Source organism: Haloplanus sp. HW8-1, from assembly GCF_023703795.1.
GTDB lineage: Archaea > Halobacteriota > Halobacteria > Halobacteriales > Haloferacaceae > Haloplanus > Haloplanus pelagicus.
This window is the reverse complement of sequence record NZ_CP098518.1, coordinates 3,225,602-3,252,105: the sequence shown is the minus strand read 5'-3', so window position 1 is coordinate 3,252,105 and position 26,504 is coordinate 3,225,602. Positions and strand designations below refer to the sequence as shown.

Genomic DNA, 26,504 nt, shown 5'->3' with positions numbered 1-26,504 from the left:
GCCGCTGGGAACGCCGGCGACTTGAATCCGCGGGATCGACCGGCGGCGGCGAATCGAAACCGATTAAACGCCCGCCATCCCACCTTGGGGTGAGCCGAGGTAGCCTAGCCCGGCCAAGGCGGTTGCTTCGAGAGCAACTGTCCGTTCAGGACACATGAGTTCAAATCTCATCCTCGGCGCTCTCCTCGAAGGTCCACTCGGTAGCGACGCCCGGCGACTCGACGAGCGTGCGGTACACCACGCAGTACCGCTCGGTCGCGTCGCGGATCGACGCCGCCGTCTCGGGGTCCAGATCGCCAGATAGCGTCACGTCGAGGCGGATGTCCTGGAAGCCGACGGGAACGTCGGCGACGCCCATCGTTCCCCGAAGATCCAGGTCCCCCTCGACCCCCACGGACACCTCGGCGTCGGCACCGAGGTTCTCGATCACCGCCTGCGCGGTCAACTGCGAGCAGGCGGCGAGCGCCCCGAGCAGGAGGTCGCCCGAACACGCCGCGGTGCCGGAGCCGCCGGCGCCCTCGTGGAGCTGAGCCTCGTAGACGGCCTCGCCGACCTCGACGCGACAGCTCGTCGCGTTGGCCCGCTCGTCGCCCGTCGCAGTCAAGGTGATCCGCGCGGCCTCGGGGTCCTCCTCGTAGGTCGCTTTCAGCGGTTTCTGTGTCTCGCGGAGGTCACTATCCGTCATACCCTCACATGCGCGGATGGACCGAAAAAGGGTTCCGGGGGTGACGCGCCGTCAGCCCTCGTGGATCGCCTCCCCCCGGCTGAGCCGTTCGGCGATCCGGAAGGTCTGTTCGCCCTCGCGGCGCGTCGGCGTGTGTGCGGCGAGATAGCGAGCCGTGGCGACGAGGTGGAGCCGTCCCCGATCGGCCCCGACCGCGTCGTACCGGCCGAACGCGGCCTCGACGTTCTGCCGGGGGTGGAAGCCGGCGTCCTCGCGCAACAGCGCCTTTCCAAGCGCCCGCTTCAACCGCGCGGCGTCGCCGCCGCTCGCGAGGTATTCGGCGGCGTGGCGCCCGGCACGATCCACCGTCCCGTCGGCTTCGACCTCAAACGTCTTCAGGAGGTCGTCGAGGGCGGCCCCGGGGTCCCGATCGCCGTCCGGGTCCGGAAGGGGAATCGGCGGCGTGTTGAGGAACCGGTCCAGATAGACGCTCACGGCACCGTCGAAGACGGCACGATAGCGTTCGGGCGCGTCGGTCCGTTCGGTCAGTCCACACACCGCGGTGGCGTAGGTGTAGGTGTGGTGGACCGTGTTCCAATCGCGGAACTCGTTGGCGGTGCCGAACCGTGCGATCCGGCGGGCTGCGGCGTCGGCGACGGCGCTCGCGAGTTGTTCGGCCGTCGCCCCCGCCGCGACGGCGTCGGTCAACTGCCCCACGATCGCGTGGGGGTCGTCGTCGAGGAGCCGATCCACGAACTCTGCGGGTTCGGTCCACGTCTTCCCCGCGCCGCGGGCGAGGAGATCCGGCAGGTCGGCCGCGGCCTCCTCGACCAGCGCCGCCACGTCGATCGGCTGGCGCCACGACGACCGCTCCTCGGCCCGGTTCGCGTCGGCGAGCGCCGGCACGAGGCTGGGGAGGACGGCGTCGGCGTGGGCCCAGCCGACGTGATCGAGCAACTCGAAGGCCTTGTCGACGAAATCGAGGCGGTGCCCGGAGTCGAGATAGCGGTGATCGGTCCCGGCGGCGACGAACAGCCGCGCGAGCGTCGAGCGATCGACGTCGGTGTCGTCGCGCGCCGCCGCCGCGATCGCCGCCCGCAACACCCGTTCGGCGCCGTCGGCGTCGCGCACCTCGATCGTGTCGCGGAACCACGCAGTCAGGCGATCGGCCGAGACGCGGTCGGTCGAAAGCGGGTCCTGGACGAAGAAGGGCGGTTCGCCCGCGCAGTCGTCGGCCACGGCCCCGAGACCGACCGCGAGCGCCCGCCGCCGGTCGGCGGGCCGCAGGTCGGAACGCAGGTTCGCCATCGCACTCAGCGTCGTCAGTCCGCTCCCCCAGCCACGGCGTCGGTACTGAGTCCCGAAGGTGGCGCCGACGGTCAACGGGACCGTCGCGTCCACGCCCGCGTCGCCGAGTCCGATGACGGCCTTGTCGACGACGAGCGCGAGCGACTCTTGCAGGCCGTGTTCGAGTCGGTCAGTCCACCGCTTTTCGGGCGTCGCCTCCCGCTCCGGGTCGACGTCGACGTACACCCCGTCGTCGCGCCGCTCGACGGGGTACGTCCGCGCGTCGTCGGCGAACGGATCGAACGTGTCGCCACAGGAGAGTTCGAAGCGAGCGTGGTGCCACGGACAGGTGAGGATCCCGTCGTCGACGGAGCCGTCCGTGAGTGGAAAGCCCATGTGCGGACAACGGTTGTCGATGGCGTAGAACGACCCCTCGTGGTAAAAGAGGCCGAGCGCCCGGCCGCCGAGCCGGACGACCTGTGGACACGCCTCGCGGGTCTCGTCGACCGCCCCGATGCGCTCGAATCTCGACATGTGTCACCGTACCACGCCCGTCGGCATAAGCCCCCGCTCGGGCCGAGGATATATGCCACGCCCGGACCCAGCGTCGGTATGTCACGCGGAGCCGTGATGCCGCGGGAGGGGGTGGTCGACGCCCGCGAGTTCGCCGCCCGGTGTGAGCGACTGGGGTACGACGCCTGCTGGGCGGGCGAACTCTGGGGCCGGGACGCGTTCGTCGCGCTGACCGCCGCCGCCGGCGCCGTCGACCGGATCGATCTCGGTACCGCCGTCGTCAACGTGTTCTCGCGGTCGGCTGCGACGCTCGCGGCCGCCGCGGCGTCGGTCGCCGACGTCGCGCCGGCGGGCGTCCGCCTCGGCATCGGGCCGAGCACGGCCACGGCCATCGAGAACCTGCACGGCCGCGACTACGACCGTCCGGTGCGTCGCCTCCACGAGACGGCGGAACTCGTCGCCGCCTTCACGGCGGGCGAGGGGCGCGTCGACTACGACGGCGAGACCGTCTCGGTCTCGGAGTTCCCGGCGCTCGACGTCGACGTGCCCGTCTACACCGCGGCGCTCGGTCCCGCCGCCCGGCGGGCGACCGGCCGTGTCGCCGACGGCTGGCTCCCCCACAACGTTCCGTTCCCCGAACTGTCGGAGGCCTTCGAGACGATCGCGGCGACGGCCCGCGAGGCCGGGCGCGATCCGGACGCAATCACCGTCGCTCCCTACGTCCCCGCGGCGGTCGACGACGACCCCGAGGTGGCCCACGCCGCCATCCGCCGGCACCTCGCGTACTACGTCGGCAGCGGCGAGGGGTATCGCCGGGCGGTCGCGTCGGCGTTCCCGGCGGAGAGCGAGCGAATCGCCGAGGCGTGGCGCTCGGGCGACCGCGACGCCGCCCGGGCGGCCGTCACCGCGGAGATGGTCGACGCTCTGGGGGTCGCCGGGACGCCCGCCCGGGCGCGAGAGCGGTTCCGCGAGGTGGCCGAGACGGCCGTCGTCGATCACCCCATGGTGGTCGTGCCCGAGGGGGTCGGCGAGCGGATGCGAACGCGGACGGTCGCGACGCTGGCACCGCCGGACGAGCGGAGGTGACTCATACGGCTTATTGTAACTGTTTACCGGTGGGTCTCCGAGATGGTCCGGCGAACCACCGGTATCGACTTACAATAAGCCGTATCACGCCGGGTTCTTCCGCGAGAGATCGCTCCCGCAGATGGGACAGCGGTCGCGGTGGTCGTCGAACTCGCGCCCACAGCCCTGACACTGGAAGCGCCAGTCGCGCTGTTCGGAGATGCCCTCGCGGGCGATCACTTCGACGGCGACGCCCAGATGTTCGGCCACGTTCTGCATCGCGTAGTCGTCGGTGACGAGCGTACCGTCGAGTTCGAAGGCGGCGGCGATCAGGCGCACGTCGGTCGCCGAGAGTTCCGCGGCGTCGCCCGTCTCCGTCGCCGCACGCTCGATGGTCTCGACGGTGTTGTCCGCCGGGATGTGGATGTGCATCCCCGCGCCCTCCATCGCGTCGTAGCGGTAGGCGCTCTCGTCTTCGAGTTCCTCCTCGACGGCCGGAATCGACGCCATCTGCTCGGAGGTGTGGTACTCGTGAATGAACGCAGAAGAGTCGAGGACGTGCATCTACCGGTCGATGACGATGTAATCTTTCACGGCCTGCACGCGCGAGACCGGGACGTGAAGCCGTCCCTGCTCGTCCTGCTGGAAGCGGGAGTCGCCGACCGGGAACTCGTCGTTCGGGGAGACGAGGAGGTCGTTCAGGGCGCCCGTCTTCAGGTTCATGGTGATGTTGTACAGCATGCCGAGTTCGGTCCCGTCGGAGCCCATCACGGACTTCCCCGAGAGGTTTTCGGCGAGTACGTCGGACATGAGTGGGCTATTCGCGGGGACGACCTTAAACGCCACGGGGTCGTCCCCCGGCGGCCGACGGCCCCGATCGGCGCCAGCATGTTGAAAGACTTAACTTCGGTCCACGGCTCTTCGGGAACAAGGAACGTTCTGCCGGGGGATATTATGTCAGATTCGGACACACGCGACCGACCGGATGCGCTTCGCACCCCCATCGTCGCCGTGCTCGGGCACGTCGACCACGGGAAGACTAGCTTGCTCGATAAGATCCGCGGCTCGGCCGTCAGCGAGGGCGAAGCCGGCGCCATCACCCAGCACATCGGGGCGACCGCCGTCCCACTCGACACCATCTCCGGGATCGCCGGGAGCCTCGTCGACCCCGACGACTTCGACCTGCCCGGCCTCCTGTTCATCGACACGCCCGGCCACCACTCCTTCTCGACGCTCCGCTCTCGTGGCGGGGCGCTGGCCGACATCGCCGTCCTCGTCGTCGACGTGAACGACGGCTTCCAGCCACAGACGGAGGAGGCCATCGACATCCTCAAGCGGACCGGCACGCCCTTCATCGTCGCGGCCAACAAGGTCGACACCACGCCCGGCTGGAACCCACAGGAGGGCGAGCCGATCCAGGCCACCTACGAGGCCCAGAGCGACCGCGCCCGCTCCCGTCTCGACGAGAACCTCTACGAGATCATCGGCCAGCTCTCGGACGCGGGCTTCTCGGCCGACCTCTACTGGCGCGTCCAGGACTTCCAGGGCAACGTCGGCGTCGTTCCCGTCTCCGCCGTCACCGGGGAGGGTGTCCCCGACCTCCTGACCGTCCTGATGGGCCTCTCACAGCGGTATATGAAAGATCAGATGGCCATCGACGTGGAGGGGCCGGGAGCCGGCACGGTGCTGGAGGTCAAAGAGGAGAAGGGGTTCGGCACCACCCTCGACGTGGTGATGTACGACGGAACGATCCGCGAGGGCGACGAGATGGTCGTCGGCGGCATGCAGGCGCCGATCGTCACGGAGGTACGGGCGCTCCTCCAGCCCAAGCCGCTCGCGGAGATTCGAACGGAAAAGCGGTTCGACCGGGTCGAGTCGGTCGCCGCCGCCGCCGGGGTGAAGATCGCCGCCCCCGACCTCGAAGACGCGATGGCCGGTGCGCCCGTCCGCGTGATCCGCGACCGCGACCGCGAGGCGGCGATCGCCGACGTCGAATCCGAACTCGCCGAGATCCAAGTCGACACCGAGGAGGAGGGCGTCGTCGTGAAAGCCGACACCCTCGGGAGCCTGGAGGCGATGGCCAACGCTCTGGTCGACGCCGAGGTGCCCATCCTCCGTGCCGAGGTCGGCGACGTGGCCCCCCGCGACGTGGCCGTCGCCAGCACCGCTGCCGAGGCCGAACATCGGGTCATCCTCGGGTTCAACGTCGACGTCCTCACGAACGCCGAGGACGAACTGGAGGAAAGCGACGTGCGTCTGTTCCGCGACGACGTAATATATCAGCTCGTCGAGGACTACGAGGCGTTCGTCGAGGAGCGTCAGCGCGCCCAACAGGAGACGGTACTGGACAAGATCGTCCGCCCGGCACGCTTCCAACTCCTCCCCGATCACGTCTTCCGACAGAACGACCCGGCCGTCGTCGGCGTCGAGGTGCTCTCGGGCACCCTGAAGAACAACACCCACGTGGGGCGGTTCGACGGCAACGAGTTCGAGCGACTGGGCCAACTCAGCGGCATCCAGAAGAGCGGCGACGACGTCTCCGAGGCCCGGGCCGGCGAACGCGTCAGCGTCGCCATCGACGGCCCGACGGTCGGCCGACAGATCGACGAGGGCGACGAACTCTGGGTCGACCTGCCCGAGAAACACGCGAAGATCTTGGAACAGGAACTCACCGACGAGATCCCCGCCGACGAACTCGAAGCGCTGCAGGGATTTCTCGACAACCATCGACGACGGGACCCGTTCTGGGGCAAGTAGCCGCTCGGGCGTGTGCACGCCACCGGGGGACCGATACCGCTCAACCAGGGTCGCCTCACGGCGACGTCGTGTCGTCGAGAGCGGCTTCCAGCAGATCCAGAAAGTCAGGGTCGTACGCCTCCGCGACGTGGTTCACGTTCCAGAGGCCCGATGCTCGAATCTCTCGGCTCCGGCTGTACGTCCCGAGCCATCCGTCCGAACGGGGATCGATCGTCCGGTCCTCGAAGTTGCTCAGCAGGGCGATGGCGTTTTGCTCGATGTATGCTCGGTCACTGTCTGCACCTGGTTCGTCGTCGACGTCGACCCACAGAAACGGCTGCTCGCGGATGTAGGCGCTCACGCGCCGTTCCAGAATGTATTCCTCGTCGCGAACCTCGGCGCGGTCTCGGTCGATGCTCGACCATCGTTCGTCCCAGTCGGGATAGTCGTCGTGGAGGTCGTGTTTCTCGATGATCGCCTCACCGACCCGCTTCCGATACACCGAACCGCGGTGGTTCCCACCATGGGGGTGATCGCTACTGCCGCTTCCCGTCCCGTAGTGTTGCTTGAGCCTGTCCCAGAGCGAGGTACTGCTCCCTGCCGATACCGCGTGGGTGCCGACGCGGGTAACGCGTGGTCGGCCGGTCGCGCTTCGCGTCTCGCCCGGTTCGAGGAAGACGTAGACGCCGCGGTCGGGCCACTGCATGTATCCGGTGCAGTGTTTCAACTTTCGCGGACCGCCAACTCGCCGTTCGAGGTCGTGAAGGAGATCGTAGAACCTGTCGAGGTCGCGCCGACGAGCCGTGGCAGACATGCGTGACTCCGTGGTGTCGTCCGCGCCCTCGAACATAGTTGCTGTGGGTCCGCCCGGTCACCGAGGACGGAGGGTCCGGTCCCGTTCGCGCCGACCGGTACCGTGCGGCCAGTTCCGGCCGGAACGTCGCGGCCGAACGTCCGCGGTCCCGTCCGCCGGTATCGACGCCACTTCGCGGTCTCATATTATTTTCAGAAGTTTCAAAAATATTCTCGGAGGTTTCGAATGCGTTCTCCGGCAGTTACCTGAGCCTTCGTTCGACGGGTTCGATACACTCGGGAAAACGTTTTAGTGGAGAAACGCGTAACGTTATAGCGAGGTGAGTGCCGATGAGTGTTCGAACGACCCCGAGCGACAGTACCGCCGTGACGACCGCGCCGACACGGTACGACCTGTTGTTGGTACTGCTTCCGTTGCCGTTGCTCCTGGGTGCGTTCGCGTCGGTACTGACGTCCGTGCCGTTGGAACTGGGTGTCGGCGCCGGCAGCCTCCTGTCGGCGATGGTGTTCGGCTACGCGATCACCGTCGCCGCTCCGACGCGACCCGACCTCACCGGGCGGTCGGCGTGATTCCGTCGCCGACGGCGTCCATCACCTGCAGCGCCGCGCTGGCGGCCAACCCGCGCGCGACTTCGTCACGTTCGTCCGCGCCGATCCCCGCTTCGAGGTCGTCGAGGTCGGGTGCGAATCCCGCGCTGACCGGGTGGCCGGCCGGGGGCCGGACGGCCACGGTCGCCGTCGGCCCGCTCGATCCGTAGGACAGTTCCGATCCGACAGTGTAGCTGTCGGGCAGATAGGATCGGGTCTGTGAGACGATTCCAGCCACGGCCCGCTGGAGGGACTGCCGTTGGTCCGTCGTGAGTTCGACGTCCGTCGACAGCTGTCCCGCGTCGACTACTCCGGGTGCGCCTCCGTACGGCGTGTTTCCATTCATCCGAGTCGGTCCAGATACGCGAAGCCCAAATAAAAAGCCGTCGGAGCGTGCGATCGGTTCCCACACGGAGATCCGTGACGCGACCCGTCCGTCACCGCATTCAGTACTGGTAGTCGGTGAAGGCCATCACGGGCCCGGAGTCGTCGGTGTCCTCGATTTTCGCCTTGGCGTCGAGGAAGTCGCTCATCCTGACCTCGGTGCGGTCGTCGCGGATGGCGAACATCCCCGCCTCCGTGGCCAGCGAGGCGATGTCGGCGCCGCTGTAGTCGTCCAGGTCGTCGGCCAGTGCCTCGAAGTCGACGCCGTCGGCGATGTTCATATCGCGGGTGTGGATGCGGAGGATCTGTGCCCGCCCCTCCACGCCCGGTTTCGGCACCTCGATGAGGCGGTCGAACCGCCCCGGCCGGAGAATGGCCTCGTCCAGCATGTCGAAGCGGTTGGTCGCGGCCATGATGCGGATCTCGCCCCGATCGTCGAAGCCGTCCATCTCCGAGAGCAACTGCATCATCGTCCGCTGGACCTCGGCGTCGCCGGAGGTCTTCGAGTCCGTCCGCTTGGCGGCGACGGCGTCGATCTCGTCGATGAAGATGACCGCGGGCTGGCGCTCGGCGGCGAGTTCGAACAGATCGCGGACCAGCCGCGATCCCTCGCCGATGAACTTCCGGACCAGTTCCGAGCCGGCCATCTTGATGAAGGTGGCGTCCGTCTCGTTGGCGACGGCCTTCGCCAGCATCGTCTTCCCGGTGCCCGGCGGCCCGTGGAGCAGGACGCCCGAGGGTGGGTCGACGCCGACCTCCTCGAACAGTTCCGGCGTCAAGAGCGGATCCTCGACGGCCTCGCGGACCTCACGGACCTGATCGTCGATGCCGCCGATGTCGTCGTAGGTGACCGTCGGCGACTCCTCGACTTCCATCGCCTGGGCGCGGGAGTCCGTCTCGTCGTCGAGGACGGTCTGGACGCTGAAGGAGTCGTTGACGGCCACGCGGTCGCCCGCCGAGAGTTCCTTGCGGATGCGCGGCGACGGCTCCGTCAGGACCTCCTGGTTGTTGCCGTGCTGTTTGATGATCGTCCCCTCGTCAGCCACTTCCTCGACGGTGGCGACGTACAGCGACGAGGTCTTCAGCACCTCGTTGCGCCGCTTGAGGTGGTCGACCTCCTCCATGAGTTCCTCGCGACGGTCGTCGGTCTCGTCGAGACGTTCCGAGAGTTCTTCGTTGACGCGGACCATGCGTTCGTAATGCTTGCGGATGGCGTCGAGGCGCTCCGCGTCTGACATTTCCGGATCGAGATCGAGGCGCGGCCGATCCGGAAGCGACGGACTCCGTGACATTGGTTGTGTTCGCTAAGTAGCCGGCGTAAATGTGCCTTTGGGTCGCGGCGTCGTTTCCGTCCCGTCGACGCCGACGTGCTCCGGTCCGGTCCGCTCAGAGCAGCGTCGCCATCTCGTCGAGGTAAGTGCCGTACACGTCGAGGGCGTCCTCGATCGGCGCGGCCGTCCGCATGTCCACGCCCGCCGTCTCCAGTACGTCGAGCGGGTAGGCGCTGCCCCCCAGACGCAGGGCCTCGCGGTAGTCTTCGGCCGCCGACGCCCCCTCCTCGCGGATGCGCTCGACGATGGCCGTCGCCGCGCTGATCCCCGTGCTGTACTGGTAGACGTAGTAGCCGTAGTAGAAGTGAGGGATTCGCATCCACTCGCGGGCGATGCGGTCGTCGACGACCGCCGGCTCGTAGAAGTCCGCCTTCAGCCCGCGGTAGAGTTCGTCGAAGCGGTCGGGCGTGAGCGCCCCGCCGTCCTCGATCACCTCGTGGATGCGGAGTTCGAACTCCGCGAACATGGTCTGGCGATACAGCGTCGACCGGAAGCGTTCGAGATACTCGTCGAGGACGTGCCGTCGCAGATGCTCGTCCTCGACGGTGTCCAGCAGGTGGTGGGTCAGCAGCGTCTCGTTGACCGTACTGGCCACCTCGGCGACGAAGATGTCGTAGCTGCTGTACTGCCAGGGCTGGGTCTCGTTGGTCAACTCCGAATGCATCGAGTGGCCGAGTTCGTGGGCCAGCGTGAACATCGAGGCCACGTCGTCCTGGTAGTTCATCAGGATGAACGGCTGGGTGTCGTAGGTGCCCGCCGAGAACGCGCCGGAGCGCTTGCCCCGGTTCTCGTAGACGTCCACCCACCGGGAATCAAGCCCCTCGGCCATCCGCTCTTGGTACGCTCCACCCAGCGGTTCCACGGCGTCGACGACGTACTCCACCGCCCGGTCGTAGGGGATTGCCGGCGGATCGCCCGCGGCCATCGGGGCGTAGAGATCCCACATCCGTAGCTCCTCGACGTCCAGCGCCTCGGCCTTCAGGTCGGCGTGGCGGTGCAGGTAGTCGAGGTTGTCCCGCACCGTCCCGACCAAGGTGTCGTACACCTCGACGGGGACGTTCGGACCGTCGAGGGCCGCCTCGCGGGCGGTGTCGTAGTGGCGGGCGCGGGCGATTTTCACGTCCTTCGTCACGCTCTTTTTCAGCGCCGTCCCGACGCCGTTACGCACGTCCGCCCAGCGGTCGTAGAAGGCCTCGTGGACCTCGCGCCGGAACGCGCGGTTCGGCCGCTTCTGGAGTTTGGTGAAGTTGCCGAGCGAGATCTCCACCGCCTCGCCCGCCGGATCCTCGACCGTCGGGAACTCCATGTCCGCGTTCGAGAGCATGGAGTACACCTCGCTCGCCGCGTCGGTCACGTCCGAGAGATCCGCGAGCAGTTCCTCCACCTCCGTCGATCGGGTGTGTGGCTTCCCCCGGAGCACGTCGTCGAAGTAGTGGTCGTACTCGGCGAGGGCCGGTTCGGCCTCGACGAACGCCGCGATCTCGGCCTCGTCCAGTTCCTGCAGTTCGGGCTCGAGGAAGCTCGTGGCGCTCCGGGCGTCGGCCGCGAGCGACTCCGCCCGCGCCGACATGGCCTGATACTCGCTCTCGCGGGTGTCCTCGCTGCTCCGCAGATTGGCGTAGGTCGACACTTTCGAGACGTCCCGGAGCAGGTCCTCGCGCAGTTCGAGGAGTTCGGCGAGCGTCTCGGCGCTCTCCGTGACGCGGCCCTCGTAGGCCGCGAGGTCGTCGATCCGGTCGCGGACGTCCGCGAACGCCGCCTCCCAGTCCTCGTCGGTGGCGAAGATGCTCTCCAGATCCCACTTGTCCTCGGGGTCGATCTCGCTGCGTTCGGGAACCGAACTCATCGACGGGCCGTTGGGATGGGGGCGCCGTAAGGGTTCGTACTCGGTGCCGGTCGCCGTCCACAAAGCTACTTACCGTTCCCTCGGGGAGACGGTACGTACGGAGATGGCCGGTCCGACCTCCGACCCCACGTCAGCCACCGACTCTGGCGGCGACGATGGGCACGACGACGTACTCGCCGACCAACTCTCCACCGACGAGGTGTACCAGCGGGTGGTCGCCGACGCCGACCACGAGGTCACCTCCGGACTCCGGGAGTTGTTTTTCAGTGCGCTGGCTGCCGGATTTGCGATCACCGTCACCTTCCTGCTGTACGCCTCGGTGACGGCGACAGCCGAGACCAAGTTCGTCGGCGTCCTGCTGTACCCGCTGGGATTCGTCTACATCATCATCGGTGGCTACCAACTGTACACCGAGAACACGCTGCCGCCGGTGGCGCTCACCCTGGAGCAACTGGTCTCGATCCCCACGCTGTGTCGTCACTGGCTAATCGTACTCGCGGGCAACTTCGTGGGCGGCGGACTGGGGGCGGTGGCGTTGGCCTACGGCGGAGTGTTCGACGCCGCCACCGCGGACGTGGCGCTCGGCTTCGCCGAGAAGGGCATCGCCACCCCCGCCACCGACCTGTTCGTCAAGGCCGCCTTCGCCGGACTGATCGTCGCTGGCGTGGTCTGGATCAACTTCGCCGCCCGGGACACCGTCTCGCGGCTACTCGTCGTCTATCTGGCCTTCCTCGCCATCCCCATGGGCAACCTGTTTCACGTCGTGGTGTCGTTCACCGAGGTGGTCTACCTGGCGCTGGTCACCGGCACCGATCCGCTGCCCGCGCTGACCGGGTTCGTGCTGCCGGTGTTGCTGGGCAACACCCTCGGCGGCGTGGTGCTGGTGACGGTGGTCAACTACTACCAGACCTCCGACCGGCGACTGGAGATCGACCGCTTCCGGAACGTTCGCCGACTCTCGCTCCGGGAGTGGCTGGCGGGGTCGCTGGCCGGCCGCTCGTACGTCCCCGTCCTCGATACCGTCGAGGAGATCGTCCGCGATCCGGAGACCTACCGGATCCTCGTCCCCATCGCCAACCCCCGGACTGAGGCCGGGGTGGTGCGGCTGGCCTGCCAACTGGCCAGCAGCCGCGAGAAGGGGACGGTCCACGTCGTCCACGTCGTCCAGGCGCCCCGACGGTGGTCCACGGACGCCGAGGAGGCCCCGCAGGACCGGATCGGGCGCGAGTCCGAGCGACTCCTCGAGGACGCCCGCCGGATCGGCCGCAACCACGACGTCACCCTCGAAACCTCGACGGTGGTCACGCCGCGCTCGTTCGAGGAGATGTTCACGCTGGCCCGCCGGACCAGTCCCGATCTGGTGGTGATGGACTGGGACCGGGAGGGGCTGTGGAGTTCGGCCCGCGCCGAGCGACCACTGGACGAACTGACCAACCGGCTGCCCTGTGATTTCCTGATCGCCAACGACCGCGGACTCGATCCCTCGCGGATCCTGCTCCCGACCGCGGGCGGCCCCGACTCCGACCTGAACGCGGCGGTCGCCCGGGCGCTCCGGGAGGTCACGAACGCGGAGGTCGAGTTGCTCCACGTCGTCGCCGACGAGACCGACGAGCGCGCCGGCGAGGCGTTCCTCCGGAACTGGGCCGCCGAACACGATCTTGAGGGGGCGGCGATCACCGTCGACTCCGGCGACGTCGAGGCGGCCATCGCCCGCGCGGCCGCCGACAGCACGATGCTCATGATGGGCGCGACCGAACAGGGGCTGCTCTCCCGACTGGTCCAGAACTCGTTGCACCTCGACGTGATCCACGACGTGGACTGCTCGGTGTTGCTGGCCGAGCGCCCCTCCGAGCGGTCGATCCGCGAGCGGTTGTTCGGCGCCCCGTCCCGCGCACGCCACCCCGCACGGGCGTTCCGGAACCGCGTGGAGGCGCCCGCCGACGCCGACACCGGCGACGAGTGACCGCCGAGCGTGGGCGGGGTCCCCACGCGACGTCCCCGAACCCGGACGGGGACCGGTGGGAAGCTTTTCGAGGCTCCCACTCCCACGGGTGGGTATGCCCTCGCTCGACGATCGGACGGTCGCCCGCCTGCGGGCGGTCGTCGTCGTCCTGTTGGTGTCCGGAACCGGCCTCGGCGTCGGCGTCGGCCTCGTACTCGCTCTCTCTCTCCTCTTGGTGGGCCTCGGGGTGGAGCCATCCCCCCTCGTCCTCCTCGTCGCGTCGCTCGTGTCGATACAGGGGATCGCCTTCGGCGGCGTCGCCGTCGGCTACCTCCTCGTCCGTGGCTGGTCACTCCCGGATCTCGGTGTCCGGATCCCCTCGGTTCGCGACCTGCTTTTCGTTGTCGGGGGGTACGTGACGGCGTTACTGGCCGCCATCGCCGGCGCGGTCGTCATCAGCGCGACCAGCGCACCCGCGGGCGAGAACCAGGTCACCGAGTTCGCCAGCGCCGATCCGAGCGTCCTGCTGTGGCTGATCCCGGCCTCCTTCCTCCTCATCGGTCCGGGCGAGGAACTCCTCTTTCGCGGCATCGTACAGGGGCGCCTCCGCGAGACGTTCGAGCCGGTTCCGGGCGTCGCCCTCGCCAGCGCCATCTTCGCGGCCGTCCACTTCGTCGCGCTGACCGGCGGCGCCGGCGGCCGACTCGTCACGGTGACGGTGCTCTTTTTCCCCGCACTGGTCTTCGGCGCCGTCTACGAACTCACCGACAACCTCGTCGTTCCCGCCCTCGTCCACGGCGCGTACAACGCGACGCTGTTCTCGCTGGCGTATCTGGCCTTTCGGCTCTCGGAGTCGGGGTCGTTCCCCGAGGAGCCGGGACCCGGCGAGACGGCGGCGCTCCTCCTCGACGGCGTGGCCGCGCTGCCGGCGTAATCCTCCGCTTCGGAGCGGAACCCTTACCGCGGCGGCCCGAACAGTGGCGGTATGCGCGAGTGCTTCGAGCAGCGCCACGGCGACGCCTTGGGCCGGATCGGGGAGTTGACCGTCCCCCGCGCCGACCGCACCGTCGAGACGCCGGCCCTGCTGCCCGTCATCAACCCGAACATCCGCACGGTGTCGCCCGCCCGCCTCGAAGCCGAGTTCGGCGCCGAGATCCTCATCACCAACGCCTACATCATCCGCGGGGCCGACGACCTCCGCGAGCGTGCCCTCGAGGTCGGTCTCCACGACATGCTCGACTTCTCGGGTGCCATCGTCACCGACTCCGGCTCCTTCCAGCTCGCCGAGTACGGCGACATCGACGTGACGACCCGCGAGATCCTGGAATTTCAACACGCAATCGGCTCGGATGTGGCGACGCCAGTCGACGTGCCGACGCCGCCCGACGCCGCCCGCGAGACGGCCGAGGCGGACCTCGAAACCACCGAGCGGGCGCTCGCCGACGCCGCGGCCGCCGACACCGGGGAGATGCTCGTCAACGCCCCGATACAGGGCTCGACCCACCTCGACCTCCGGGAGGCCGCCGCCCGCCACGCCGACGGCACGGCACTCGACGTGTTCCCCGTCGGGGCGGTCGTGCCGCTGATGAACGCCTACCGGTACGCCGACGTGGTCGACGTGGTCGCGGCCGCAAAGCGCGGCCTCGGCGCCGACCGCCCGGTCCACCTCTTCGGTGCCGGCCACCCGATGATGTTCGCGCTCGCCGTCGCCATGGGCTGTGATCTGTTCGACTCCGCCGCCTACGCCATCTACGCCCGTGACGACCGCTATCTCACCGTTCGCGGGACGAAGCATCTGGAAGACCTCACGTATTTCCCCTGTGAGTGTCCGATCTGTACCTCGCGATCGCCCGAGGACCTCCGGGCCGAATCCGACGACGAGCGCGAGCGCCTACTCGCCGAACACAACCTCCACGTCTCCTTCGGCGAACTGCGGCGCGTCAAGGACGCCGTCCGGGAGGGGGCTCTCCTCGAACTCGTCGAGACGCGTGCCCGCGGGCACCCCGCGATGCTCGACGGCTACCGCGCCCTGCTGGATCACGCCGCCCAACTGGAGCGCCACGACCCCGCCGCCAAGGGAACCTTCTTTTACTGCTCGGCCGAGAGCGCCCGCCGACCGGAGGTGATCCGCCACCACGAGCGGATCGGCCGGCTCGACGCCCCCGAGACGCTGCTCGTGACCGAGGGCTCGGCCCCGTCGGGCGACCGGTTCGACGGCTCGTGGCGACTCCTGCCACCCTTCGGTCCCGTCCCTCGGGCGCTCTCGGAGACGTACCCGTTCACGGCCGAACGCCCCGAGCGTCTCGGCCGGGCCGCCCACGAGGCCGCCGCCCGCGGGGTCGCCCGCCTCGTCGACGCCAACCCCGACACGGACGTGACGGTGGCCCACGACGGCTGGGCGGAGACGGCGCTGTCCCTGCTGCCCGCGTCGGTCACCGTCGAGCGCCTCGGCGCGCGACCCGCTCGCGACGAGGAATGATTTTTTGGAGTGTGTTACCGACACTCACATATGAACCGTCGACGCTTCGTGATAGCTACCGCGACCGCTGGAGTGGTTCCCCTCGCGGCCTGTACCGGCCCGGAGGACGGTGAGGGTGAGGGTGAGGGTGAGGGTGAGGGGGGTGGGCCATACGGAAACGTCGACGGTCCCGCCCGACCGGCGCATCCGTGACCGGCGCGTCCGTGACCGGCACTCCCGTGGGGTCGTGGCCCTCGGAGCGGCTACGCGCGGCCGGGGCGACTGCTACGACGCGACGGACCGGGAGCCACGCCCGAGCAGTCGGCCGGTGCCGACCGCGGAGCGGGTGATGCGCATACGACCCCCACGTGGCTCGACACGCCCCACGCTGGCGATTTCACGGTGATGCGAGGGGGGACGGCGTTAGCCGCTGGAGGGATCCGACGCCACGCTCACGTCGCGCATCCGGTCGCTGAAGTCCCACGAGTAGATGTGCGAGGGGTCGATCCGGATCGCCACCTCGTCGCGGTCCGGATCGAGGAGGCGTTCGGCGAGCGACGAGTCGGTGCCGTCAAGATATCGTTCCAGCAGGCCGCGCAACACCGCCGTCCCGTCGTCGGGACTGATCGTCGCCGACCCGTTGCCCCGGACGCCCCGGTACGGTGGGTGGTTGGTCGACACTTCGATGGCGACCCCATCGTCGGCACGCAGGTACTCGACCACGTCCGCCCCGGCGGCGGTCGCACAGACGAACTCCGCCGCGTCGGGGTCGAAGTCGTACCACAGCGAGAGCATCCAGAGGCTGCCGCCGGGCGTCCGACACGCCACCCGGATGGGAACCCGCACGTCGGCCAGAAACGCCGCGACCGCCGCCCGGTCCCACTCGCCGGTGTACTCGGTCATGCCCCGCGTTGGGACGCGGTCGGCTAAAGGGCGTGGGTGGTCGCGATGCGTTGTCCGAGGAACACTTTTGTCGCCAGTCGTTCGATTCGCGACCATGCCGGTCCCCGCACTGCAGTTCAGCGTCCCCGGTGGCATCGAGATCCTGATCCTCCTGTCCGTGATGGCGTTCTCCGTCGTCGTTCCGCTCGCCGTCTCCTATCTGGTCTATCGAGACGCGACGGGTCGGAACAGTCGGCACGCGCTCGCCTGGGCCCTCGGCGCGTTCTTCGGCAGCCTCGTCGTCTGGATCCTCTACTACGTCGTCCGCGACGAAGTCGGATCGGGGCGGCGGGAGTCCGGGAACGAAACGTAGTTCCGCGCCCCCCTCCACGACACCTCATGACCGAGTACTTCGAGGTCCACGCCCGGGACGGGGGCGCCCGCCTGGGCGAACTCCGCCTTCGCGACCCCGTGACGACCCCGGCGGTCGCCGACGACGTCGTCGTCGACGCCGGGAGCCTCTGGGGGAGCGACCGGGACCACCCCGACGGGAGCGAGGCCGACCTCACGGTGCTCCCCCACCGTTCGTTTCCGGCAGGGACCGACCCGACCGTACAGGAGTCCTTCGCGGTCGACTACCCCGACGTGGACTTCCCGAGCGCCGGCGTCGTCACCGCCGAGACGGCCGCCGACTACGGCTGTGACGCCTACGTCCTCTCGAACGCGCCGGGGGTCGTCGGCCACGGCGCCACCTTCCGCGACGAACTGATCGCCGTCCGCGAGGCCGTCCCCGCCGACACCGCACTCTACCTCGCCGGCGTCGCCACGCCGCGCAACGTCGCCTCCCTCGTCGCCGCAGGCGCCGACCTCGTGGACGCCAAACTCGCCCGCGTGAAGGGCCGACAGGGCGTGTATCTCACGACCGAGGGCGCGTACCACCTCGACGAACTGGACGAACTTCCCGGGGCCTTCCCCTCGGATCCGCCCCTCGCTGAGTTCACCCGCGAGGACTGTGTCGCCCACAACGTCGCGGCCCTGGAGGCCGAACTCCGAACCGTCCGCACCCGGATCCGCCGTGGGCGTCTTCGTGACTACCTCGAAGGGCAGGCCCGCCACGAGAACTGGCTGACGGCCGCGTTCCGCGGGTTCGACCACGAGTACCGCTACCTGGAGGAGCGCACGCCGGTGATCCGCGATACGGAACTCAGTGCGGCGAGCGAGGACACCCTGAACCGGGTGGAGATCCAGCGCTTCGCCGACCGAGTGACGACCCGCTACCGCAACCGCTTCGGGAACCCGCTGGTCCTCCTGCCCTGTTCGGCGCGAAAGCCCTACAGCGACTCCCAGAGCCACGCCCAGTTCCACCGCGCCATCGACTACCGCGGGCACGTCGTCTCGATGACCTCGCCCATCGGCGTGGTGCCCCAGGAACTGGAGTGTACGTACCCCGCCCAGCATTACGACGCGGTGGTCACCGGCGACTGGACCGAGGGCGAGAAGGACTTCGTCGCCCGCGTACTGGAGCGGTACCTCGACCGGAACGACTACCCGCGGGTGGTCGCCCACGTCCCCGGCGAGGGCTACCGCGACATCTGTGAGCGGGTGGCCGACCGCGTCGACGTCCCCTTCGAGTTCACCGTCGAAGACCACCCCACCACGTCGGCGTCGCTGTCGAACCTCTCGGACGCGCTGGCGGGCGAACTCAGATACTCGAAGCGGGAGCGCCAGCACAACACGGTCCGGGCCATCGCCGACTACCAGTTCGGGTCGGACGCGGGCGACGACCTCTTTCCGGATCTGCGGACGACGAGCCGCCACCCCAAACTGCAGGTGCGCGACGGCGACGACACGCAACTCGCGGCGCAGGTGCCCCAGTACGGCGTCCTCGCCTTTACCCTCGCCGGCGCCCGCCACTGGGCCGAGAGCGCGGCGCCGACCAAGCGGGTCGAAATCGACGGCTTCGTGCCACACGGGAGCGTCCTCGCGCCGGGCGTCGTCGACGCCGACGACGCGGTCCGCGTCGGCGACGAAGTGGTGGTCGAGGGGCCGGCGGCCTTCGGCGTCGGCCGCGCGGCGATGCACGGCGCCGAGATGCGCGAGAGCACGCGCGGCGTCGCCGTCGAGATGCGTCACGTCGAGGGCGAGGACAACCCTTAACACCGCCTCCCGACTACGTGAGCCGATGTCACCGCCAGTCCGGCGCGACGTGTTGCGGGTCGACCTCTCCGCCGGGACCGTCTCCCGCGAGCGCGTCCCGGAGGACTGGCGGCGGGAGGTGCTGGGCGGCAAGGGCCTCGGCGCCCGCTACCTCTACGACGAACTCGACGCGGGCACCGACCCGCTGGGGCCGGACAACCGCCTCTGTTTCCTGCTCGGCCCGCTCTCGGGCTACCTCCCCGGCGAATCGCGATACGCGGCGGTCACCAAGTCGCCGCTGACCGGCGCCTTCCTCGACTCCTACAGCGGCGGCCGGTTCGCCGACGCCCTCGCCGGCGCGCTCCCCGAGGCGTTCGGCCTGCTGATCCAGGGCGTCGCCGACGCCCCGACGACGCTCGTCGTCGCGGACGGCGAGGTCCGGATCGAGAACGCGAGCGACCTCTGGGGGGCCGACATCGCGGCAACCGACGCGGCCCTCGACGGCGCCGTGGCCTGCGTCGGGCCGGCGGGCGAAAAGCGGGTCGCCTACGCCACGATCGCCTGCGACGGCGGCGACCACCACGCCGGTCGGGGCGGGGCCGGGGCCGTCATGGGGGCAAAGCGCCTGAAGGCCGTGGCGGTGCGCGGCGACCCGCCGGCCCCCCCCGCGGCGCTCGCCGACCTCCGGGAGCGGTACGGCACCGCCTACCGCGACGACGACACCGGCCGCTGGCAGGCCGCCGGCGAGACGGTCGAGAGCGTCGACTTCGCCAACGAGGTGGGCGTCCTCTCGACTCGCGGCTGGCAGGGCGGCCGCTTCGAGGACGCCGGCGACATCGGCGTCGAGGCAGTCCGCGAGGCGGCGACCGGTCGCGAGAACGAGGACGACGCGGTGCCGGGCGGCTTCCGCGTCGACGCCGGGGACGGCGAGTCGGTCCCCCGGGGGGGCGCGCTCATGTCCCTCGGGGCGGGACTCGGCATCGACGACTTCGGGGACGTGGCCCGTCTCGTCGCCGCCTGTGACCACCTCGGCATGGACGCCATCAGCGCGGGCAACGCCGTCGCCTGGGCCACCCGCGCCGCGGCCGAGGGCGCGATCGATCCCGGGCCGGATCTCGCCTTCGGCGACGCCGACGCGGCCGAGGGGTTGCTCGCGGCGATCGCGGCGCGGTCGACCGCCCTCGGCGACACGCTCGCCGACGGGGTGGCGGCCGCCCGCGAGCACTACGGCGCCGGCGCGGTGCCGACGGTGAAGTCGATGGAACTGCCGGCGTACGACCCGCGCGGCGCGGCGGGGATGGCACTCGCCTACGCCACCAGCGACCGCGGCGGCTGTCACCGCCGGGCCCGCCCCGTCGAGCGGGAGGCCTTCGCCCGCGACGCGTGGACGACCGCCGACCGCGTCGCCACCGTGATCGGCGCACAGAACGTCCGGTCGACGCTTTGGAGCCTCGTCGTCGACGACTTCGCCGGCGAAACCATGTGGGAGGACCTCGGCGCGGAGTGGCTGTCGGCCGTCGGCCTCGACTACGACCGCGAGTCGCTGGCGACGGTCGGCGAGCGGATCTGGACGCTCGTCCGCCTGTTCAACGTCCGCGAGGGGTTCGGCCGCGACGACGACTCCCTGCCGGCGCTGTTCGAGGAGCCGCTCCCCGACGGGCCGGCCGCCGGCCGCACCGTCGACCGCGAGGCGTTCGAGACCATGCTCGACGCCTACTACGCGGCCCGTGGGTGGTCGGCGGACGGCGTCCCGACCGCCGAGACGGTCGAGCGACTGGGCCTCGGGTCCGTCGTCGACGCCGGGACGCCCCTCGGGGACGCGCCGACCACCCGTCCACGGACCGCCGACGGAGAGCGACACGACGGCCCCCGCCGCGGGTGGAACCACGGCCACGGACGGTGACCGGGTCGAACCCCTCCCGCCCCCACGACTGTCATCGCTGTGGTGGGACGATCGAACCGGGACACGTCTACGGGGCACTCGACCTCCTCGACGCCGACGGCGAGCTTCGAGTGTTGCTCTGTCGGTCCTGCGCGGCCGACCTGCGTGACTTTCTGGACTGACTGTCGGGAGCCTTTTACACCTCGCGAGCCACCCGACGGTATGGACGAATTCGACCTCGGCGTTCCCCGACAGATCCTCGACTCGCTCCCCGACGACGACGACGCGGCCCGGCAGGACATGCAGCGGGCGGTCGCCGGCCTCGAAGCCCGACTCAACGAGGCCGTCGACGCCGCGGCGGACGAACGCGAGGCCGCACAGGGCGTCGTCGACGCCCTCGAACGACTGGAGGATCAACTCGACCAGTACGACGAGTTCGTCCCCGAACTCCGTGCGTGGGGGCAGTCGCCCATCTACGCCATCGCGTGGCGGAACCTGCAGGCGGACCTCATCATGCAGATTCAGGAGGTCGGCTGGGTCGCCGAGCGCCTCGATCGGGAGCGCAACTACCGAACCGTCGAGGACGGCATCCGCCTGAGCGACCGTTAGGGTAGCGACGACACACCGCGTCGCGTGACTTTTTACGACCGCGCCCCCAACGGCTGACATGGACTTGGAACTGCGGTTTTTCGCGACGTTCCGCGAGGCTGTCGGCCAGAAGACCCTCGAACGCGAGTTCGAGGACGGCGCGACCGTCGGCGAGGTTCTCCTGACGCTCGAATCGGCGTACGACGGCCTCGAAGGCAAACTGATCGACGACCAGGGCGACCTGCAGCCGAATCTCAACATCCTGAAAAACGGGCGGGAGGTGCTCCACATGGAGGGAACCGAGACGGTACTGGAAGACGGCGACACGTTGTCGGTGTTCCCGCCGGTGGCGGGCGGCACATGACCGACGACTGGGTACGCCGGGAGCGCTCCTTCCGTGGAATTTCCAAGCGCCTGGCGATCCAGTACCTCGAGACCCTCGGCGCCGAGCAGGTGGCGGACGACCGCGTCGAGGGCGACGACTGGGCGGCCGACCTCTCGGCGCAGACCGTCGGCGTCGGACCGTCGGTGTCGCTCACCCAGATCGACTTCGTGTTCGAGGGTGATCCCGACACCCTCGATCCGCTCATCGAACGCTTCGCACAGAAGGCGATGCGTGCGGGTGGGTGACGTGTCCCGCGTGTCGAACTCCCCCATCGACGGGCAGGTGTTCATGCTCACCGCCGCGAAGGCGAGCGTCGGCCCCGGCCGACTCTCTGATCTCCTTGCCAGCGTCCAAGTCGACCTCGGCGACGGCCTCGGCACTTACCGCCGCGAGTTCGAACGGGTCGCCGACGGTGACGACGACGGCCGCGAGGTGTTTCTCGTCCCGACGGACCACTGGGAGACGGTGGGCGACCGCCTCGGCTTCGACCGTCGAGAGACCGAGGCGGTGGCACGCGCCCACGCCGAACAGCTTCGGCGGATCGGCTCCGAGACGGACCGTCGCGACGAGTTCGAGACGGCTCTCGAAATCCGCGACGCCGTCGTCATCGGTCGGTGACGCCGGCCCGGAACCGAAAGGTCGTTGCCGGTCCCCCGTCCACCGTCCGATATGCCTCCGGTTCCCGACGACCTCCGCACCGGCGTCCGGGCGGGGCTCCCGCTCCTCCTCGGCGTCGTTCCGTTCGGCCTCGTCGCCGGCGTCGCCTCGGTTGACGCCGGGCTCTCACCCGTCCAGGCCGTGGGTCTGTCGGTGGTCGTGTTCGCCGGCGCCTCCCAACTCGCCGCCGTCGACCTCCTCGCCACCGACACGCCCCTCGCCGTGGTCGTCCTCACGGCCGTCGTCATCAACCTGCGGATGAGCATGTACTCGGCCTCGATCGCCCCGTACTTCGAATCGTTCCGGCGCCGGTGGGAGGCGGCGTGTGCGTATCTCCTGACCGATATGTCCTACGCGCTCGCCGTCGCCGAGTTCCGGTCCGACGGGCCGACCGACCGGCGGTGGTACTACCTCGGCGTCGCGGTTCCCATGTGGCTCGTCTGGCAGGTCGCCACCGCCGCCGGCGCCGTCCTCGGGGCGCGTATCCCCGATCGCTGGGGAGTCTCCTTCGCGGTGCCGCTGGTCTTTCTCGCCTTGCTGCTTCCCGAACTGTCGGATCGCCCGCGTGCCGTCGCGGCGCTCGTCGGGGGGAGCATCGCCGTCGTCGGTGCGGGGTGGCCGCTGAACCTCGGGTTGCTCGGCGGGGCACTCGCCGGCGTCGCCGCGGGCGTCGTCGCCGAGGGGAGGACGGCCTCGTGACGACCACCTACGGACCGCTCGCGATCTGGGCGGTCGTCCTCGTCGTCGGCGTCCTCACCTTCGGCATCCGGTACTCGTTTATCTACCTCCTCGGCCACGTCGACGGGATGCCGCCGCGGATCGAGCGAGCGCTCCGGTATGTCCCCGCGGCGGTGTTGGCTGCGCTCGTGGCGCCGTCCGTCCTCGATCCCGGCCCGACGGTGGCCGCGACACTCTTCGACGGCCGCCTGTTCGCCGGCGTCGTCGCCGCGGGCGTCGCGTGGGCGACGGAGAACATGTTCGCGACGCTCGCAGCCGGGATGGTGACGCTCTGGGGTGTCACGTTCCTGCTCTGAAAGGGGCGAGACGCCGTGGGTCAGTCGTCGTCGGTCGTCGGCGTCTCGGGCGTCCCTCCACGGTCCTCGTCGCTGGTGATGGGGTCGTTCGTCTCCTCGCTGAACCCCGCGGACTCCGCCATGCGGCGGCGGGCCTCGGGATCGAACGCGGCTTCGACCTCCTGGTACCTGTCGACGAAGGAGAGTTCGTGGTGGCTCTCCGTGGGGTGACCCAGATAGCGGTCTTCGAGGTCGAACTGTGCAGTCTCGTCGTCCTCGGCGAGTCGCTCGAAGTCCTCGTAGACGGCGTGGGCGCCCGAGTGTAACCCGAAGAGGGTGATGAAAATGTACTTGTAGCCGAGGTCCCCGAGTTCCGCGAAGGTCAGCGGATCCTCCTCCTCGGACCACGCAAAGGAGGAAGAGTAGTTGAACGCCAGATCGAGGTCGGGGTGGGTCTCGTGGATAGTCTCGGCGTACTCGACCGCGTCCGTACGGGAGGGATCGGGCATCTCCGGCCACACGAGGTCGACCCCGGCGTCGGCGTAGATGCGCCCGCGTTCGAGGTGTTCCTCCCAGTCGCCGTTGGCGGAGCCGTAGGCGTCGGTCCGGGCGATGACGACGGTGTCGTCACACTGCTTGGCGTCGACGGCCGCCCGAAAACGGGCCTCGGCGTCCTCGCGGGAGACGACCTGCTTGCCCGCGATGTGGCCACAGCGCTTCGGCGTCGTCTGGTCCTCGATGTGGACCGCGGCGACGCCCGCTTTCTCGTACTCGCGGACCGCACGGCGGACGTTGTGGATACCACCATAGCCCGTATCGCAGTCGGCGATCACCGGCAGCGTCGTGGCCTCCGCGATCCGCTTTGCGTTCTCGACCATCTCGGTCATCGTCACCATCTCCAGGTCCGGGAAGCCGAACTGACCGAGGACCGTCGAGTAGCCACTCATGTAGACGGCGTCGTGACCCGTCATCTCGGCGAGTCGGGCGTCGAGGGCGTGATAGAGCCCCGGCGCGAAGACGAACTGCTGGTTCGCGAGTCGGTCGCGGAACCGTTCGGCCGCCGGGTTGTCGATGTCGCGAGTGACCGTGTCGGTGTCGAGTTCGTCGGGAGTCATCAGTTGGGTGCCTCCGCGTCGGCGGGGGAAGCACGCTCCGGACGGCCGAGATCCGGCACGAGCGGCGCCGCCTGGGCCAGTTCGTCGTCGTTCGTCCGCCGAGTAGCCGCGTCAGTCACGGACACGCGGCGCGTCGGCGGACGGTCTCCATCGCGTCGACTGAGGTCCGGCACGAGGGGTGCTTGCTGGGCTAGTTCGTCGTCGGGTCGCTGAGTCGTGGGATCCATGTAGGTGGTGTGTCTGTCGTGGGTCGTCCGGCGGTTCGGCCTGCCTCGGTGTGGTGGTCGCGTACGTACATCGCACCCGATGGGACGACTGACTGGTGTATAAACTTAATGATTGATCATGATAATATTCGTTAATGTGTTTTAACCCCTTATGTGTTCCGTGCTACCGCAAGACACGGAGAGTTCACGGGGCTTAATTCCGTTCGGCGCGGAGTCGTCTCCAGATGGTAGCCGCCATAGCGACCGACGACCTTCGGAAGCGATACGACGACGTGACGGCGCTCGACGGCGTCTCACTGTCGGTTCCCGAGGGGAGTTTCTTCGGGCTCCTCGGGCCGAACGGGGCGGGGAAGACGACGTTCATCAACGTCCTCGTCGGCCTCGTCCGGAAGACCGGCGGCGAGGCGCAGGTGTTCGGGCACGACGTCACGACGGAGTACCGCGAGGCGCGCGACCGCATCGGCCTCGCGCCCCAAGAGTTCAACGTCGACCGCTTTTTTCCCATCCGTGAAGTCCTCGAACACAAGGCCGGCTATCACGGGATTCCGGCGGCGGAGGCCCGTGAGCGCGCCGACGAGGCCCTGAAGCAGGTCGGTATCTACGGGAAACGCGACACGCGGTTCGACTGGCTCTCCGGCGGCATGAAGCGGCGCTTTCTCATCGCGCGGGCGCTGGTCACCGATCCCGACCTCCTGATTCTCGACGAGCCGACCGCGGGCGTCGACGTCCAACTTCGCCACGACCTCTGGGATCTCATCACCGACCTCAACGAGGGGGGGACGACCATCCTCCTCACGACCCACTACATCGAGGAGGCCGAACGGCTCTGTGACGAGGTGGCGATCCTCGACGGCGGCCGGGTCGTGACGGTGAGCTCCCCCGACGACCTCATGGATCGCGGTACCGACCGCATCACCGTCACGTTCCGCGAGCCAATCGACACCGCGCCGACCGTCACCGCCGTCGGCGACGGCCAGATCGAAGCGGTCGACGTGGCGGACGGTCGCCTCGTCGTCTCGGCGTCGCGAGGCGGGCTCGTCGCCCCCGACCTCGTGCGCGAACTCGACGCCGCGGGCTACGAAATCGTCGACCTCGACGTCTCGCGGACGTCGCTGGAGGAGGTGTTCGTGGAGATGACACGACAGGACTCGACGGTCACGGACGGAGCGCAGCCGTGAGCCGACGCACCGTCCAACTGAAGACGCTCGTTCGACGAGAGATCCTCCGTTTCGTCAGACGGCCGTACAACACCTTCCTGCCGCCGATCATCACGAACACGCTGTATTTCGCCGTCTTCGGCGTCATCCTCGGCAGTCGCATCGGCCCCATCGCGGGCGTGAGCTACGTCCAGTTCGTCCTCCCCGGTCTGGTGGTCCTCGGTGCGATCTCCGACGCCTTCGAGAACGCCTCCTTCTCCATCTTCCACGGACGCTGGAACGACTACATCGACGCCGTGATCGTGACGCCCATGTCGAATCTCAACATGGTCGTCTCCTACGTGATCGCGAGCGCGACCAGAGGGATCCTCACCGCGATCCTGATCGTCGGCGTGGGGTCGGTGTTCACCGCCGTCCCGCTCTCCCACCCGCTGTACCTGGTCGCGTTTACCCTTGTCATCACGACGCTGTTCGGCGGACTCGGCATCATCGGCGGACTGTGGGCCGACGATTTCGACTATCTGACCGTGATGAATCAGTTCATCCTCCGCCCGCTGGTGTTTTTCGGGGCCGTGTTCTACTCGCTCGACGTGCTCCCGCCGCTCTGGCGGGACGTGTCGCTACTGAATCCGATGGTCTACATGGTCAACGGCGTCCGCTACGGGATGATCGGCGTGACAGAGATCGACCCGAACACGTCACTCCTCGTGCTCTCCGGCGTGACCGTAGCCGTGCTGTCCGTCGATTTCGTCCTGTTCAAGCGTGGCTACGGTCTGACCGAGTGACACCATCACAAGGTGCAATCGCCGTTTTCGTTTAGCCAGCTTATTACCCG

At 68.9% G+C, this 26,504-nt stretch carries 29 protein-coding genes and 1 tRNA gene; 19 read left to right on the top strand and 11 right to left on the bottom strand.

Annotation, left to right across the window (positions count from 1 at the left end):
- The first annotated feature begins 93 nt into the window (after nt 1-93).
- Nucleotides 94-179: transfer RNA gene (locus NBT82_RS16990), tRNA-Ser, on the top strand.
- Here the strand turns inward: NBT82_RS16990 and NBT82_RS16985 are convergent.
- Together NBT82_RS16985 and NBT82_RS16980 are read right to left on the bottom strand one after the other, a co-directional pair.
- Complete coding sequence (locus tag NBT82_RS16985) at nt 161-685, bottom strand: OsmC family protein (protein ID WP_251329282.1); 525 nt, start codon at nt 683-685, stop codon at nt 161-163. The two genes, NBT82_RS16990 and NBT82_RS16985, sit on opposite strands and share 19 nt — an antisense overlap.
- 51 nt (nt 686-736) lie before the next feature.
- Entirely contained in the window at nt 737-2,485 is a 1,749-nt protein-coding gene (locus NBT82_RS16980; RefSeq protein ID WP_251329281.1) for a Rieske (2Fe-2S) protein, read from the bottom strand.
- A gap of 78 nt (nt 2,486-2,563) precedes the next feature.
- Here NBT82_RS16980 and NBT82_RS16975 point away from each other — a divergent pair, with 78 nt between their 5' ends.
- Complete coding sequence (locus tag NBT82_RS16975; protein ID WP_251329280.1) at nt 2,564-3,550, top strand: LLM class flavin-dependent oxidoreductase; 987 nt, start codon at nt 2,564-2,566, stop codon at nt 3,548-3,550.
- 84 nt (nt 3,551-3,634) lie between these two features.
- Here NBT82_RS16975 and NBT82_RS16970 read toward each other — a convergent pair whose 3' ends face one another.
- Both NBT82_RS16970 and NBT82_RS16965 read right to left on the bottom strand, forming a co-directional pair.
- A complete protein-coding gene (locus NBT82_RS16970; protein ID WP_251329279.1) occupies nt 3,635-4,093 on the bottom strand; it encodes an NOB1 family endonuclease in 459 nt (152 codons plus the stop codon).
- Nucleotides 4,094-4,339, bottom strand: a complete 246-nt coding sequence (locus tag NBT82_RS16965) for a PRC-barrel domain-containing protein (RefSeq protein ID WP_251329278.1) — start codon at nt 4,337-4,339, stop codon at nt 4,094-4,096. It abuts the gene before it with no gap.
- Nucleotides 4,340-4,483: 144 nt separating this feature from the next.
- On the opposite strand from NBT82_RS16965, the gene infB reads away from it, so the two are divergent.
- The gene (infB, locus tag NBT82_RS16960) at nt 4,484-6,286 is read left to right on the top strand and encodes a translation initiation factor IF-2 (protein WP_251329277.1); all 1,803 of its coding nucleotides are present in this window, start codon (nt 4,484-4,486) and stop codon (nt 6,284-6,286) included.
- A 55-nt stretch (nt 6,287-6,341) separates the two neighbouring features.
- On the opposite strand, the gene NBT82_RS16955 is transcribed toward infB, so the two are convergent.
- The gene (locus tag NBT82_RS16955) at nt 6,342-7,115 is read right to left on the bottom strand and encodes a GIY-YIG domain-containing protein (RefSeq protein WP_251329276.1); all 774 of its coding nucleotides are present in this window, start codon (nt 7,113-7,115) and stop codon (nt 6,342-6,344) included.
- Between the two features lie 293 nt (nt 7,116-7,408).
- On the opposite strand from NBT82_RS16955, the gene NBT82_RS16950 reads away from it, so the two are divergent.
- On the top strand, nt 7,409-7,648 hold the full coding sequence (locus NBT82_RS16950) for a DUF8015 family protein (RefSeq protein ID WP_251329275.1): 240 nt from the start codon (nt 7,409-7,411) through the stop codon (nt 7,646-7,648).
- Here the strand turns inward: NBT82_RS16950 and NBT82_RS16945 are convergent.
- The 3 genes from NBT82_RS16945 to pepF form a co-directional block, all read right to left on the bottom strand.
- On the bottom strand, nt 7,629-8,012 hold the full coding sequence (locus tag NBT82_RS16945) for a DUF5811 family protein (RefSeq protein ID WP_251329274.1): 384 nt from the start codon (nt 8,010-8,012) through the stop codon (nt 7,629-7,631). The genes NBT82_RS16950 and NBT82_RS16945 overlap by 20 nt on opposite strands.
- 100 nt (nt 8,013-8,112) lie before the next feature.
- Nucleotides 8,113-9,342 (bottom strand): proteasome-activating nucleotidase Pan2, encoded by a 1,230-nt coding sequence (pan2, locus tag NBT82_RS16940; protein ID WP_251329273.1) that lies wholly within the window; start codon nt 9,340-9,342, stop codon nt 8,113-8,115.
- Between the two features lie 94 nt (nt 9,343-9,436).
- Nucleotides 9,437-11,227 carry an oligoendopeptidase F gene (gene pepF, locus NBT82_RS16935; RefSeq protein ID WP_251329272.1) on the bottom strand — a complete coding sequence of 597 codons (1,791 nt, stop codon included), beginning with the start codon at nt 11,225-11,227 and terminating at the stop codon, nt 9,437-9,439.
- Nucleotides 11,228-11,330: 103 nt separating this feature from the next.
- Here pepF and NBT82_RS16930 point away from each other — a divergent pair, with 103 nt between their 5' ends.
- The 3 genes from NBT82_RS16930 (at nt 11,331) to tgtA (ending at nt 15,648) form a co-directional block, all read left to right on the top strand.
- Nucleotides 11,331-13,190, top strand: coding sequence for a formate/nitrite transporter family protein (locus NBT82_RS16930; RefSeq protein WP_251329271.1), 1,860 nt, complete (start codon nt 11,331-11,333; stop codon nt 13,188-13,190).
- Nucleotides 13,191-13,284: 94 nt separating this feature from the next.
- The gene (locus NBT82_RS16925; protein WP_251329270.1) at nt 13,285-14,103 is read left to right on the top strand and encodes a CPBP family intramembrane glutamic endopeptidase; all 819 of its coding nucleotides are present in this window, start codon (nt 13,285-13,287) and stop codon (nt 14,101-14,103) included.
- A gap of 51 nt (nt 14,104-14,154) precedes the next feature.
- Nucleotides 14,155-15,648, top strand: a complete 1,494-nt coding sequence (tgtA, locus tag NBT82_RS16920) for a tRNA guanosine(15) transglycosylase TgtA (RefSeq protein WP_251329269.1) — start codon at nt 14,155-14,157, stop codon at nt 15,646-15,648.
- Nucleotides 15,649-16,050: 402 nt separating this feature from the next.
- Here tgtA and NBT82_RS16915 read toward each other — a convergent pair whose 3' ends face one another.
- Nucleotides 16,051-16,530, bottom strand: coding sequence for a pyridoxamine 5'-phosphate oxidase family protein (locus NBT82_RS16915; protein ID WP_251329268.1), 480 nt, complete (start codon nt 16,528-16,530; stop codon nt 16,051-16,053).
- Nucleotides 16,531-16,624: 94 nt separating this feature from the next.
- On the opposite strand from NBT82_RS16915, the gene NBT82_RS16910 reads away from it, so the two are divergent.
- The 10 genes from NBT82_RS16910 to NBT82_RS16865 are packed head-to-tail and all read left to right on the top strand — an operon-like array spanning nt 16,625 to nt 23,191.
- A complete protein-coding gene (locus NBT82_RS16910; protein ID WP_251329267.1) occupies nt 16,625-16,882 on the top strand; it encodes a hypothetical protein in 258 nt (85 codons plus the stop codon).
- 26 nt (nt 16,883-16,908) lie between these two features.
- Nucleotides 16,909-18,666 (top strand): archaeosine synthase subunit alpha, encoded by a 1,758-nt coding sequence (gene arcS, locus NBT82_RS16905; RefSeq protein ID WP_251329266.1) that lies wholly within the window; start codon nt 16,909-16,911, stop codon nt 18,664-18,666.
- A 25-nt stretch (nt 18,667-18,691) separates the two neighbouring features.
- Nucleotides 18,692-20,548 (top strand): aldehyde ferredoxin oxidoreductase family protein, encoded by a 1,857-nt coding sequence (locus NBT82_RS16900; protein ID WP_251329265.1) that lies wholly within the window; start codon nt 18,692-18,694, stop codon nt 20,546-20,548.
- Nucleotides 20,524-20,709: a hypothetical protein gene (locus NBT82_RS16895; RefSeq protein ID WP_251329264.1), complete on the top strand. Its 186-nt coding sequence runs from the start codon at nt 20,524-20,526 to the stop codon at nt 20,707-20,709. The genes NBT82_RS16900 and NBT82_RS16895 overlap by 25 nt, the downstream gene beginning before the upstream one ends.
- A gap of 40 nt (nt 20,710-20,749) precedes the next feature.
- A complete protein-coding gene (locus tag NBT82_RS16890) occupies nt 20,750-21,136 on the top strand; it encodes a DUF7971 family protein (protein ID WP_251329263.1) in 387 nt (128 codons plus the stop codon).
- 58 nt (nt 21,137-21,194) lie between these two features.
- Entirely contained in the window at nt 21,195-21,479 is a 285-nt protein-coding gene (locus tag NBT82_RS16885; protein WP_251329262.1) for a ubiquitin-like small modifier protein 1, read from the top strand.
- A complete protein-coding gene (locus NBT82_RS16880) occupies nt 21,476-21,745 on the top strand; it encodes a MoaD-like domain-containing protein (protein WP_251329261.1) in 270 nt (89 codons plus the stop codon). The genes NBT82_RS16885 and NBT82_RS16880 overlap by 4 nt, the downstream gene beginning before the upstream one ends.
- A gap of 10 nt (nt 21,746-21,755) precedes the next feature.
- Nucleotides 21,756-22,118, top strand: a complete 363-nt coding sequence (locus NBT82_RS16875; RefSeq protein ID WP_345780663.1) for a DUF8048 family protein — start codon at nt 21,756-21,758, stop codon at nt 22,116-22,118.
- A gap of 51 nt (nt 22,119-22,169) precedes the next feature.
- On the top strand, nt 22,170-22,856 hold the full coding sequence (locus tag NBT82_RS16870; RefSeq protein WP_251329260.1) for an AzlC family ABC transporter permease: 687 nt from the start codon (nt 22,170-22,172) through the stop codon (nt 22,854-22,856).
- Nucleotides 22,853-23,191 carry an AzlD domain-containing protein gene (locus NBT82_RS16865; protein ID WP_251329259.1) on the top strand — a complete coding sequence of 113 codons (339 nt, stop codon included), beginning with the start codon at nt 22,853-22,855 and terminating at the stop codon, nt 23,189-23,191. Before NBT82_RS16870 ends, NBT82_RS16865 begins: the two co-directional genes overlap by 4 nt.
- A gap of 20 nt (nt 23,192-23,211) precedes the next feature.
- Here NBT82_RS16865 and aceA read toward each other — a convergent pair whose 3' ends face one another.
- Both aceA and NBT82_RS16855 read right to left on the bottom strand, forming a co-directional pair.
- On the bottom strand, nt 23,212-24,285 hold the full coding sequence (gene aceA / locus NBT82_RS16860; protein WP_251329258.1) for an isocitrate lyase: 1,074 nt from the start codon (nt 24,283-24,285) through the stop codon (nt 23,212-23,214).
- Complete coding sequence (locus NBT82_RS16855; RefSeq protein ID WP_251329257.1) at nt 24,285-24,512, bottom strand: hypothetical protein; 228 nt, start codon at nt 24,510-24,512, stop codon at nt 24,285-24,287. The genes aceA and NBT82_RS16855 overlap by 1 nt, the downstream gene beginning before the upstream one ends.
- 224 nt (nt 24,513-24,736) lie before the next feature.
- On the opposite strand from NBT82_RS16855, the gene NBT82_RS16850 reads away from it, so the two are divergent.
- Entirely contained in the window at nt 24,737-25,690 is a 954-nt protein-coding gene (locus NBT82_RS16850) for an ABC transporter ATP-binding protein (protein WP_251329256.1), read from the top strand.
- Nucleotides 25,687-26,454 carry an ABC transporter permease gene (locus NBT82_RS16845; protein WP_251329255.1) on the top strand — a complete coding sequence of 256 codons (768 nt, stop codon included), beginning with the start codon at nt 25,687-25,689 and terminating at the stop codon, nt 26,452-26,454. Before NBT82_RS16850 ends, NBT82_RS16845 begins: the two co-directional genes overlap by 4 nt.
- Nucleotides 26,455-26,504 lie beyond the last annotated feature (50 nt).